Genomic DNA, 12,304 nt, shown 5'->3' on the forward strand with positions numbered 1-12,304 from the left:
TCTTGCTCGACAATCCAAAGACAATTGAGAGGCTAGGACTTTTGTCCCAGCCTCTACATAAAACTATTGAGAATAGATTGATTCTGCAAAATCAGATAAATTCCCAGAAGAATCAGAACCGCAAAGACAACAAATTTAATCATTCCCTTGATCAGACGAATAACCAGAAGGATAATCATGGATCCGACTAGCCACATAAAGGCGGAATTGTGAAAAAATCCCTGAACTGCCTCAATATTCTGGCCGAAGAAGACCTGAATGGGTGCTGGAACATGATTTTCCCAAGCCGCTGTCACTCCTAGCTGGTTGGCAATCTCATTGCCGCTTTTCCATAGCCAGACAAAGATTCCTGAGTTAAAAACAAAGAGAAAAACTTGCTCTGGAAAGTGTCGAATCAAGTAAAAAATAGATTTTAACATAGGCTTACGATTGATACAAGTCTTTTACAGCCTGGATATCTGTCGGCTGGATACTGTAAAATGAGCCTGCTGACTGCATCACTGATTCCTCCTCATTATGGTCTAATCCGATAGCATGGCCCAATTCATGCGCTGCTGTATTGACAATCCGCTCATGAGAATAGGCATAGCGACTGTCCAGCAGGTAGTAACTATTAAGGCGAACCGTGACATGGGTAAACCGCTTGGTTAGGAGATTGGTCTGCGACTCAGCTTCACCAGCTGCACTGATGTTGCCATCGTTCATCTCCGTTGCAACAATGTCCGCCTTATCTTTGTCATTGATGATTTGAAAGGTGAAGGCACCTGTTTGATTCCAAGAATCTATGGCCTCCTTATAGGCTGAACGGAAGGTTTCATTATTTGTATCGATATAAATCGTGGCGCTTGGCTGATCCCAACGAGCCCCTGTTGTTGCATGCTCATCTGTCAGCTGATCTGTTTGCGTCTCCTCACTGCTATGAAGGCCCGTGGAAATGCCTTGGTGATTTAAAAATTGATCCACTCTGCCAACAGCAGTCTGAACAGCCTGCGTCAGTCCCTCTGTACCCGGTTCTGTCGAAGTGGTAAAATAGAAAATTCCGACAATAACCATAAAGCTCAGGACAAAGGACCAGGCAAGTCCCCAAACCACGCGCCCAATCAGACGCATGAGGAACCGGATACTTTTAAAAATAAGTCCCATCGCAATCTCCTTTACTAGATTATAAGAGAACGTTGATTTTACCACCGCTTTCTTAAAGAAGACTGAAAAATCAGCCTTCTCTCTATCTATTATTATAAAAGAAAATGACTACAAATCTGCAACCATTTCTTTTCATACTATTGAATACTCTTTGCAAATCCATTTTTGAGTATAAAATTAAGAACCTCTATCCAGACTGACCCTGCCACTATTATAGTCCAAGCGAATCCCTTTTTGCACATTCGGGATAAAGACATTAAATTCCAAACTACCATCGCTGGACTTGGCCTCTAAATGTGACCCAACCGGTACTAAATCAGTCTCCGTGGCATAAATCAAGGTTACCCGGTAGCGCACCCGCTTGTTCTTATCCAGGGCCTTACGTATCTTTGTCTCATAGTAATTCTGCCCTGTTGAATCCGCTTCATTGGCTTGGTTGGACCAGGCCGTCTGCACAGCGATATTGGCAGGATTGCTAGTAGAAGCATCAAAGCCCTTCAAACCACCGATCAGCGAATAGGCCAAGAGATGTCCCCTGTCCACTGCATGATTGTACTCACCAGGGAGGTTCTTGAGTTGATGCCAACCTGCCGGTACCCATGAAGTGTTGGCATTTCCAGTTTCTTCCCGTTTTTTGTACTGGCGGGTAGACTTGGATAAAAAGGCATTCGCCACTGTCGGAAGTGGTTGCCCTTGTACAAGCTTGGTCTTATTGTCAGCGTAGGGTTTACTAGAAATCCCCGCATCCAAATCTGTCTTATTTCCATTCACGATAAAGGCGCCAGCTCCATTCCATTCAATGCTGCCTTTGAGCTGAGCTCTGACAGCATTCGTCAGAACGCTCTCAGCCAGTTCCTGACTAGGGGTGCCCTGATCTTGTACTTGCCCAACCCTGATTTCTGAATTTGGACTCTGAAGTGGCTGCTGACCATCCTGTCCCCAGAAATAGCCAGCTAGCGCCAAAATCAAGGCCAGAGTCAGCCCAGCCCAGCCTTGCAGACTCTTAGAATTCCTTTTCTGACTAGTCTTTCTTTTCATCTTCTTTCTTTCAACTTAGCAAACTGGATTCATTTCAGTCAGTCTGTTCGACTAGGAGCTAGTTTCCAGTAAACTTCCCGATTAATTCTTGCCAGGTTTCTAGTGAAAAAACTGAGCCCTTACCGTTTCCGATAACATTATAGCCAATCATCAAAGCCACGAAAAAGAGAATCACAGCTACCAAGAGAACCAGTAAAACAAGGCCAATCTGCCGGCCTAAATATTTAAGATTTTCACTCATCGTCTTCTTCCTTTACACGCTTCACTTTGGCTCCCAAGGCTGCCAATTTCTCATGGAATTTATAATAGCCTCGGTCTAAGTGTACCAGCTTACTGACCTTGGTCTCGCCTTCAGCAATCAAGCCCATCAGAATCAAAGTCGCACTAGCCCGAAGGTCTGTTGACATGACTTCAGCTCCCTGAAGACTGCCACCGCCCCAGATACGAGCTGTGTCACGCATGATATCAGAGTGCAGCCCCATCCGACGCATTTCCTCTAGATGCTGGAAGCGGTTCTCAAAAACAGTCTCAATCATCGTAGACTCGCCCTTGGCCATAGCCATGAGCGCCGTAAACTGAGCCTGCATGTCGGTAGGGAAGCCCGGATAAGGAAGGGTCTTGACCGAAACTGGTCTAAGTTTTGAAACATCAGAACGAATCCGAATCCCTTCATCTTCCTCTGTCACTTCCACTCCCATTTCCTGCATTTTGGAAAGCAGGGGACGGTTGTGCTCCCAAATGGCATCCTCAATCAGCAAGTCACCGCTGGTCATAGCTGCAGCAACCATAAAAGTTCCTGCTTCGATACGGTCTTGAACCACATTGTGCTTGGCCCCTCGCAGCTGATCCACTCCGACAATAGTCAGAGTCTCAGTACCTGCCCCTCTGACCTTGGCTCCCATTTCATTCAAAAAGAGAGCTAGGTCAACAATTTCAGGCTCCCGAGCAGCATTTTCAATCACTGTCGTGCCTTGAGCCAGCGTCGCAGCCATCATGATGTTTTGCGTTGCTCCCACACTAGGAAAGTCCATGTAAATGTGGGCACCCTTGAGTCGCTCTGCCTTCGCTTCGATATAACCCGCTGTCTGGGTAATCTGAGCTCCCATAGCTTCTAAGCCCTTCAGGTGCAAGTCAATAGGCCGGCTACCAATTGTGCAGCCACCTGGCATGGAAACCTTAGCATGACCATTACGAGCAAGAACTGGCCCCAAAACAACGATAGACGCCCGCATTTTGCTGACGTATTTGTAAGGTGCCTCCTCAGACAAGGGCTGGGTGGCATCCACAACAACTGTATTTTCTTCCTGATTAAAATCCACCTGAGTGTTTAAACCGCGGACCACATTGTTCATGGTAAAGACATCAGACAAGACCGGAACATTTTTCAAAACAGACTGGCCTTCGCTAGCCAAGACTGTCGCTGCTAAGAGAGGCAGGACCGCATTTTTTGCTCCTTCAATCTTAACCTTTCCGACCAAGCGATTATCTCCACCTTGAATAATAATTTTTTCCATACCGATTCCTTACTCTAAATTTTTAAAATCATCCATACTATCATACCATAAAATCAAAAATATGACCTTATAAAGTACCGTTAAAAATCGCCCGGCTCATATCGTAAATACCAATGAAGAAAAGGCTGACTAAATAGCCCAAGGCAATGCTAAACAAGAGAATCAAAAAGCGAATCTTCATCGCATTATCGGCATTGACCTTGAAAAATTTCTCCCACTCAACAACCGTTGACAGCAGATGAAAGGCAAAGAAAATAAAGAGCAAATGACTGCATAATTTAAAAATAACTTCTACCATAACTTTTATTATACCACAAGACCCGAGTAAGAGACGAACTAAACAGTTCTGCCCTTTTTCTTTGGAAAAGAAAACTGAGACAGATTTGCCTCAGTTTTGCGTATTCAGTCTATATTCATGAAAGTATCTTGCCAGATGATCAATGACTTCCATCAATCTATGTAAAATAGCTTCTTATAATCTTGTTCCGACATTAAGCCGGTTGATCGCCCGCTGCAGGGCAATCTTAGCCCGGCGTTCTTGGTCAATCAAGTGCTTATCATGGGCTTCTTCGATTTCTTGCTCAGCTCGGAGCTTAGCTCTCTCAGCCCGACTAATGTCGATATCTCGCTCACGCTCAGCTGAGTCCGCCACAATGGTAATGACATTATCTGCAATTTCAATGATTCCGCCGTTGACCGCAATCCAGTCGATATGCTTGTCATCATCAACCCGGCGCACCTTAACCTGATCCACTTCTAAAACAGCTATGATATTGATATGGCGGGGCAAAATCCCCAACTCACCATCAATGGTCTTTACGGAAACAAATGCAGCATGGTGATCATAAATAAGACCATCCGGTGTCACGATTTGTACTGTCATTTGAGCCATCATTCACCTCTTAGAATCCCATTTTCTCAGCCTTGGCCAATACATCCTCGATAGAGCCTACACCACGGAAAGCATCTTCCGGCAGCTTATCGTGCTTACCTTCAAGGATTTCTTTGAAACCACGAACCGTTTCAGCTACTGGTACATAAGAGCCTGGCTGACCGGTAAACTGCTCTGCCACATTGAAGTTCTGTGATAGGAAGAACTGAATCCGTCGCGCACGTGCAACCAAAGTCTTCTCATCATCTGACAACTCATCCATACCAAGGATAGCAATGATATCCTGCAATTCATGATAACGTTGCAGAACCCTCTTAACCTCTGCAGCCACTGCATAGTGCTCTTCTCCGACAATCTCAGGTGAAAGGGCACGCGAGCTGGAAGCCAATGGATCCACGGCTGGATAAATCCCCAGCTGAACCAATTTCCGTTCTAGGTTGGTCGTAGAGTCCAAGTGAGCAAAAGCTGTCGCTGGCGCTGGGTCAGTATAGTCATCCGCTGGCACATAGATAGCCTGGATTGAAGTAACGGAACCTTTCTTGGTTGAGGTAATCCGTTCTTGTAACTGTCCCATTTCTGTCGCAAGTGTTGGTTGGTAACCAACGGCTGACGGCATGCGGCCCAAAAGGGCAGATACTTCCGAACCAGCCTGCGTAAAGCGGAAGATGTTGTCAATAAAGAGCAGCACGTCCTGACCTTCCACATCACGGAAATATTCCGCAATAGTCAGTCCGGTAAGAGCAACCCGCATCCGAGCTCCTGGCGGTTCATTCATCTGACCAAAGACCATAGCGGTCTTTTCGATAACGCCAGATTCTTTCATTTCCCAGTAGAGATCGTTCCCTTCACGCGTCCGTTCACCAACACCTGTGAAGACAGAAATCCCACCATGCTCCTGAGCGATATTGTGAATCAATTCCTGAATCAGGACTGTCTTCCCTACTCCGGCACCGCCAAAGAGACCGACTTTCCCACCTTTCAGATAAGGTGCTAACAGGTCGATAACCTTGATCCCTGTTTCCAGGATTTCTGATGAAGTCGATAGTTCATCAAAGGTCGGTGCCTTCTTATGAATCGGCTGGCGCTCTGCATCCTCTGCAAAAGGCGCATCCAAGTCAATAGTGTCTCCTAGGACATTGAACACCCGGCCCAGAGTTTCCTTGCCGACCGGCACAGAAATCGGACGACCAGTATCCAAGACCTCCAAACCACGCGTCAAACCATCGGTCGACTCCATGGCAATGGTCCGCACCACACCGTCACCAAGCTCAAGAGCTACTTCAAGGACGATTTTTGATTTTTTCTCATCATTTTTATAGACTACAAGTGCATTATTTATCTCAGGTAGTTTGTCTCCGGCAGCAAACGCAACGTCTACAACCGGCCCAATAACCTGAGCAATTTTGCCTGAGCTCATGTTTTTTCCCTCGTTTAATTTCTAATTCATTTGTGGCCTTATTCAAGCGCACTTGCACCCGCCACGATTTCAGTAATTTCCTGCGTAATGGCAGCTTGCCGAGCGCGGTTGTACTGAATAGTCAAATCACTGATGACTTTTTTAGCATTGTCTGTCGCTGTCTGCATAGCAGTCATGCCGGCAGCATTCTCAGCCGTCTTGGCATCAATAATGGCACCGTAAATCATGCTCTCTGCAAACTGGGGTAGCAGTTGATCCAAGATAGAATCCCGACTGGATTCCAGTTCCAAATTCAGCGTATAATCTTCATCAGCCTCATTGGGGTCCAAGTCAATGATTGGCAGCATCTGCTCCACCCGCATCTGACTGGTCAGACTGTTGACATGGTGGTTATAGCAGACATAGAGCTCATCAAAGAGCTCATTCTGGTACATCTCAATGGTCTTGCTAATGATTTTACGAACCTCATCAAAGCTAGGCTGGTCTGCTAGACCTCGCAGCTCATAAACCGGCTGAATGCCCCGAGCTCGGAAGAAATCAGCACCGACACTTCCGATACAGATGACTTCAAAGTCCTCTCCTGTCGGATGGTACTCAGCTTTTAGCTCCATCAATGCCTTGAGAATAGTCGCATTGTAGCCGCCTACCAGACCGCGGTCAGAAGTGATGACGATATAGGCTGATTTCTTAACTGGCCGACTGATTAACATTGAGTGATGACGGGCATTTTCTGCCTCGTGGCCATGTAGCATATCCGTAACCAACTTACGCACTTTCTGGGCATAGACCTGAAAGTTCTTAGCTGCTTCCTCAGATTTTCCCAGCTTAGCAGCAGAAACCATCTGCATGGCATTGGTGATTTGACTGGTGTTTTTCGTGGATGCAATTTTATTTTTAATATCATTTAATGAAACTGCCATCTGACACCTCTATTCTTATTTGAAGCTAGACTGGTCAATAAACTCAGTAATGGCAGCATCCAAGACTTCCTCACTTGGAAGGTCTTTCGTTGTCCGAATGGTTTCATAAATGCTTTCTTGATGCGCATCAAAGTAGGCAAATAATTCTGACTCAAAGCGCAGAATATCGTCTACTGGCACACTGTCTAAAAAACCATGGGTCAAAGCATAGAGAATCACTACCTGCTTTTCAACCGGCAGCGGCTCGTGAATCGGCTGTTTCAAGACTTCTACAGTCCTGCGGCCACGATTGAGCTTGGCCTGCGTTGCCGCATCCAAATCACTACCAAACTTAGTAAAAGCCTCAAGTTCCCGATAAGAAGCTAGGTCGATACGCAGGGTTCCAGCTACTTTCTTCATAGCCTTGATTTGGGCAGAGCCCCCAACCCGTGAAACAGAAGAACCTGCATCAATGGCCGGACGTACCCCAGCATTGAACAAGCTGTCGCTGAGGAAAATTTGTCCGTCAGTGATTGAAATCACGTTGGTCGCGATATAGGCCGAAATGTCTCCTGCCTGCGTTTCAATAAATGGCAGAGCTGTAATCGAACCACCACCCAGCTCATCAGAAACCTTAGCTGAACGCTCCAAGAGACGGCTATGCAGATAGAAAACATCTCCAGGAAAGGCCTCACGGCCTGGCGGACGACGGAGCAGGAGAGACAGTTCACGGTAAGCCACAGCCTGCTTGGACAAGTCATCATAGACAATCAAAACATGCTTGCCATTATACATGAACTCTTCTGCCATCGCTACACCAGCATAAGGCGCCAGGAAGAGCAAAGGCGACGGCTGTGAAGCAGAGGCTGTGACGACAATGGTATAGTCTAAAGCACCATACTGACGCAACGTTTCTACCTGTGTACGGACTGTAGATTCTTTCTGACCAATCGCCACATAGATACAAATCATATCCTGACCTTTTTGGTTCAGGATGGCATCAATGGCAATGGTCGTCTTCCCAGTCTGACGGTCCCCGATAATCAGCTCCCGCTGGCCGCGGCCAATTGGAACCAAGGCATCAATAGCCTTGAGACCTGTCTGCAAAGGCTCAGATACTGACTTACGCTGCATGACACCCGGAGCTGGTGTTTCAACCGGACGTGTCTTGTCCGTGACAATGTCACCAAGTCCATCAACAGGACGACCCAGCGGATCAACAACCCGCCCAATCAAGGCCTCGCCCACAGGAACTTCCATGATTTTACCAGTCCGGCGAATGGTATCTCCCTCACGAATGTCTGTAAAGTCTCCCAAGATGATAATCCCAACATCGGTCGACTCTAGATTTTGCGCCATACCATAAGAGCCATTTTCAAAGATTAACAGCTCTCCGCTCATAGCCTTATCCAGTCCATGAGCACGCGCAATTCCATCACCAATATAAGTGACGACCCCTGTTTCTGTGACATCAAAATTTGGCTGGAAATTTTCAATTTGTTGCTTAATTAAAGCGCTGATTTCTTGTGCGTTAATCGCCAAAATTCACACCACTTTCTATTTCAATTTTTCTTTTACGACTTGCAATTGACGTTTGATGCTTGCATCAATTGTTTTGTTATTGGCAGAGATGACAAAGCCGCCAATCAGGCTGCTGTCCAATTCTTCCTTGAGCGAACGGACTTTTAGGCCCATCTTCTGCTCAATAATCGGCCGAATCTTCTCCTTCTGACTGGCTGTCAAAGGCTGAACAGAGCGTAGCGTCACCTCAAACTCATTGCTGATCTTTTCAAGCTGATGCTGACTCTCCAGCACAATCTCATAAAAGAGGTCTTCACGATGATTGAGAATGACAATTTCAATCAGATTATCAAGCAGCTGGGAGCCTGAGTTTTGAAAGAGCCGCAGACTCTTTTCTTTCTCGTGGTCACTGATGCCGATATGTGACAAAAAGTCAGCAAGGCCGGTCTCCGCGAAAACAGCCTTAATCTGACTCAGTTTTTCAAAAACATCTTCTTGCTGACCTTTTTCAAAGACCGTCTGAACAAAAGGCAAAGCATATTTCTCAATGATTGCATATTGCTTCTTATCCATCAGGCATCTCCTAACTGTTTGATATAGCGGTCAATGAGCTCGCTTTGAGCTTCCTTGTCCAGCTCCTGACTCAAAATCTTACTGGCCAGAGTCACTGTCAAATCAGCCACTTCTCCTTTGATGCTGCTCATAGCCTCTGCCTTGCTTTGGGCAATTTCCTGATTGGCTTTAGCTTTCAAACGCCCTGCTTCTTCTGCCGCATTAGCTAGGATTCCAGCCTTATTCTTCTCAGCTGTCTCCTTAGCAGTCTCAACGATAGAAACTGCTTCGACCCGACTGCCTGCCAGAGCTTCCTCACGCTTTTGCGCCAAGTCTTCAGCTTTCTTACGGGCAGCTTCTGCACCATCAATATCGTCTGAAATCTTTTGAGCACGCTGATCTAAAATCCCAATAATATTTCCCCAAGCAAACTTCTTAATGAGAAATACTAAAAGAAGAAAGGAGCCGGCAATCAAGATAAAGTTGCCAATAATTTCACCTACGGTTATATTCATTTTCTCTATCCTTTCTTTTTATTCTACCTCACCATTAATCTTTTTACCAAGATACATAGATGTTAGCATGGTAAAAACATAGGCTTGGATACAGGAAATAAAGATGGAAAAACCAGTCCAAACCATGTTCATAATAAAGGCAATCGGATACCAATACGCTGCTTGATGTGCCCAAGTCAAGAGCAAACCAGCCAATACTTCACCTGCAAAAATATTCCCATAAATCCGCAAGGCTAGCGAAGCAAAATTGGTGAACTCTTCCAAGATATTCATGGGTGTCATGATACCCGGAGTCACAAAACCTTTTAGATATCCTTTTATACCTTGACGACGGATTCCTTCTACATGACAGAATACCGTCACTAAAAGAGAGAAGCCCAAGTCAAAAGCGAGATTGGCTGTCGGAGATGTCCAGAGATTGAAACCATTGGTTGTTTGGACCTTAGCCATTAATCCCAAATTATTCGCCACAGCTACGAAAAGAAAGAGGGAGAATAGAAAAAGCGAGTAATTCTTCATATAATGCTCGCCAACGTTTCCCTTGGTAAAATCAATGACAAAGTCATAGATATATTCCAAAGCATTCTGCTTTCTTGACGGCTTAATCGTCATCTTTCGACTTGCCCAATAAACAAGTCCAAAAGTTACAAGCACCGTCAGCAGAGTCATGGCCAGCAGGGTCAAATCAAAGGTCACAGGACCTACATTGATAGTTGGATTCATACTTTCTTCCAACAGATGACACCCCCTTTTCTAAAGAGAATCCTTTCTTATTTGATAACAAAGGACATAGCCAGCGTTACAAAGAAAGTACCTTCAACAAAGGCTACTCCCAAGATTAGGAGGCTTCGCAATTGACCGATAATTTCTGGCTGACGAGCTGCTGCCTTAAATAAATTACTCATAATCAAACCTTCAGCAATTGATACGCCCAAGCAGGCCAAACAAAGTCCTAAATATGTTAAATTCATGATGACTTCTCCTTTATATTTTAAAATTTACTTCCTTAGTTTACTCCTAAAATATCGAATAGTCAATCTTTTACCACCATTGTAAGCGTTTTTTATTTCTTTCTTTTGATTTATACATTTTCCTGTCAAAACAATTGAATTATTATTGATATACAAACTATTCTGCTATATAAATAAGAAGAAAGTGATTAAAATTTCACTTATTTCATATGTTTTTTAAAAAAAAGAGCAAAGTGATTATTTGCTCTTGATTTTTCTACGATTATGGATGGCTGACAATCAGCTGCAAATCTCCAGACAAGGTCCATTCTGTGATGTCGCTTGGCAGGATGAAATGGTCCCCTTTTTCGAGCGGGTAAACAGCTCCATCAACTTCTAGCTCACCGATACCTTCCAAGACACTGACCAAGCTATAGTCTGCTGTCTTTTTAAAATTGACTGAACCGGCAATATCCCACTTGTAAACAGCAAAGAAGTCATTGGCCACCAAAAGAGTAGAAGTCAAACTATCTGCCTGAATGGTAACAGGACGGCTATTGGCTGGCTCACCGATAGTCAAAACATCAATAGACTGCTCCAAATGCAGTTCACGAAGATTGCCAGCATCGTCCTTGCGATCAAAGTCATAGACACGGTAGGTTGTGTCACTGGACTGCTGAGTTTCCAAAATCAGAATCCCCGATCCAATGGCATGCATGGTTCCGCTTGGCACGTAGAAGAAATCACCTGCCTTGACCGGAATTTTAGTCAGGAGATGGTCCCAGTCCTTGCTCTCAATCTGCTGGCGCAGCTCTTCCTTGCTCTTGGCATTGTGACCATAGACAATCTCTGCTCCTTCGTCTGCAGCAATGACATACCAGCATTCAGTCTTACCAAGCTCCCCTTCGTGCTCTAGTCCATAGGCATCATCAGGATGGACCTGAACACTGAGCCAGTCATTAGCATCTAAAATCTTGGTCAAAAGCGGAAAGACAGGTTCCGGACGATTGCCAAAAAGCTCACGGTGCTCGGCATATAGAACATCTAACTTCTGGCCTGCAAAGCGTCCATTCTTAACGGTTGACACACCATTAGGATGAGCCGAAATAGCCCAGTACTCTCCTACGTGATCGCTGGGAATCTCATAGCCAAAGACATCGCGCAGCTTGGTTCCGCCCCAAATCTTCTCCTGCATCACAGACTGTAGAAATAATGGTTCTGACATGGTATTCTCCTTAAATATTTTTTAGATCCAGCAAGGAATAGCCCTTGGTGTCGAAACGGTTGTTACTGCTTCTATTATAATATAGCTGGAGGTCCTTTGTCTACTCTCTGCTGAAAGCAAGCCTTTTATAGTAAAAAGAGTAAAGCTCCCCAGCAAATGCCGCAAAGATAACCGACCAGCACATCCTTTGGATAGTGCACTCCGCCAATCACGCGCACTACGGCCAGCCCTGCTGAAAGCAAGAGGCAGAGGAGTCCCGGCAACCAGAAAAAGTAGAACAGGCACATAGAAATGAGCGTGGCTGAGAAGACATGGCGGCTGGGCATGGACTTGCCTGATGTATCCTTGGCTAGCAAGGGCTGAATTGGCCATTTTTCGTAAGGGCGTGCTTGATTCAGCTGTTTACGAATAGCTGACAACAGACCGAATCCGATAGCTGGTAAGAAGAAAAAAGTAAGCAGCCCTTTCCAGCCTTCCGTCAGAAAGGCACTGATTAGAACGAGACCATAAACAATAGGTATGAACAGGGTCATTCCCCTATTGAAGTAAACCAGCCCTTTCAGCCACTGAGGGCGACTGCGAAAGGGAGCCGTTAATTGTTGATAAAAAATCGTGTAGTCTTTCATGCTTGCTTACCC

At 45.3% G+C, this 12,304-nt stretch carries 16 protein-coding genes; all 16 read right to left on the minus strand.

Features of this window, described 5'->3' with window-relative positions; translation table 11 throughout:
- Positions 1–53 precede the first annotated feature (53 nt).
- The gene (locus RYK49_RS09220) at positions 54–419 is read right to left on the minus strand and encodes a hypothetical protein (protein ID WP_002906927.1); all 366 of its coding nucleotides are present in this window, start codon (positions 417–419) and stop codon (positions 54–56) included.
- A 4-nt stretch (positions 420–423) separates the two neighbouring features.
- Positions 424–1,143: a matrixin family metalloprotease gene (locus tag RYK49_RS09225; protein ID WP_002904157.1), complete on the minus strand. Its 720-nt coding sequence runs from the start codon at positions 1,141–1,143 to the stop codon at positions 424–426.
- A 177-nt stretch (positions 1,144–1,320) separates the two neighbouring features.
- Positions 1,321–2,181, minus strand: coding sequence for a DNA/RNA non-specific endonuclease (locus RYK49_RS09230; protein ID WP_314830298.1), 861 nt, complete (start codon positions 2,179–2,181; stop codon positions 1,321–1,323).
- A 58-nt stretch (positions 2,182–2,239) separates the two neighbouring features.
- Positions 2,240–2,422, minus strand: coding sequence for a DNA-directed RNA polymerase subunit beta (locus tag RYK49_RS09235; protein ID WP_314865511.1), 183 nt, complete (start codon positions 2,420–2,422; stop codon positions 2,240–2,242).
- Entirely contained in the window at positions 2,415–3,695 is a 1,281-nt protein-coding gene (gene murA / locus RYK49_RS09240; protein WP_002917491.1) for a UDP-N-acetylglucosamine 1-carboxyvinyltransferase, read from the minus strand. Before murA ends, RYK49_RS09235 begins: the two co-directional genes overlap by 8 nt.
- Positions 3,696–3,762: 67 nt before the next feature.
- Entirely contained in the window at positions 3,763–3,993 is a 231-nt protein-coding gene (locus tag RYK49_RS09245; RefSeq protein WP_314865513.1) for a DUF1146 family protein, read from the minus strand.
- Positions 3,994–4,167: 174 nt separating this feature from the next.
- Positions 4,168–4,590, minus strand: coding sequence for a F0F1 ATP synthase subunit epsilon (locus RYK49_RS09250; RefSeq protein ID WP_314865515.1), 423 nt, complete (start codon positions 4,588–4,590; stop codon positions 4,168–4,170).
- A gap of 7 nt (positions 4,591–4,597) precedes the next feature.
- Positions 4,598–6,004, minus strand: coding sequence for a F0F1 ATP synthase subunit beta (atpD, locus tag RYK49_RS09255; protein WP_002895993.1), 1,407 nt, complete (start codon positions 6,002–6,004; stop codon positions 4,598–4,600).
- Positions 6,005–6,042: 38 nt separating this feature from the next.
- Positions 6,043–6,924: a F0F1 ATP synthase subunit gamma gene (locus tag RYK49_RS09260; protein ID WP_002895995.1), complete on the minus strand. Its 882-nt coding sequence runs from the start codon at positions 6,922–6,924 to the stop codon at positions 6,043–6,045.
- Positions 6,925–6,939: 15 nt separating this feature from the next.
- Positions 6,940–8,445, minus strand: coding sequence for a F0F1 ATP synthase subunit alpha (gene atpA, locus RYK49_RS09265; protein WP_002895997.1), 1,506 nt, complete (start codon positions 8,443–8,445; stop codon positions 6,940–6,942).
- A 15-nt stretch (positions 8,446–8,460) separates the two neighbouring features.
- Entirely contained in the window at positions 8,461–8,997 is a 537-nt protein-coding gene (locus tag RYK49_RS09270) for a F0F1 ATP synthase subunit delta (RefSeq protein ID WP_002904151.1), read from the minus strand.
- Positions 8,997–9,491: a F0F1 ATP synthase subunit B gene (gene atpF / locus RYK49_RS09275; RefSeq protein ID WP_314865517.1), complete on the minus strand. Its 495-nt coding sequence runs from the start codon at positions 9,489–9,491 to the stop codon at positions 8,997–8,999. The genes RYK49_RS09270 and atpF overlap by 1 nt, the downstream gene beginning before the upstream one ends.
- A gap of 18 nt (positions 9,492–9,509) precedes the next feature.
- Positions 9,510–10,226, minus strand: coding sequence for a F0F1 ATP synthase subunit A (atpB, locus tag RYK49_RS09280; protein ID WP_314865519.1), 717 nt, complete (start codon positions 10,224–10,226; stop codon positions 9,510–9,512).
- A gap of 35 nt (positions 10,227–10,261) precedes the next feature.
- The gene (locus RYK49_RS09285; protein WP_002906934.1) at positions 10,262–10,462 is read right to left on the minus strand and encodes a F0F1 ATP synthase subunit C; all 201 of its coding nucleotides are present in this window, start codon (positions 10,460–10,462) and stop codon (positions 10,262–10,264) included.
- A 262-nt stretch (positions 10,463–10,724) separates the two neighbouring features.
- Positions 10,725–11,666 (minus strand): mannose-6-phosphate isomerase, class I, encoded by a 942-nt coding sequence (manA, locus tag RYK49_RS09290; RefSeq protein WP_314865521.1) that lies wholly within the window; start codon positions 11,664–11,666, stop codon positions 10,725–10,727.
- 125 nt (positions 11,667–11,791) lie between these two features.
- A complete protein-coding gene (locus RYK49_RS09295) occupies positions 11,792–12,292 on the minus strand; it encodes a phosphatase PAP2 family protein (RefSeq protein ID WP_314865523.1) in 501 nt (166 codons plus the stop codon).
- Positions 12,293–12,304: the final 12 nt, after the last annotated feature.

This window comes from uncultured Streptococcus sp., assembly GCF_963525625.1.
Lineage (GTDB): Bacteria > Bacillota > Bacilli > Lactobacillales > Streptococcaceae > Streptococcus.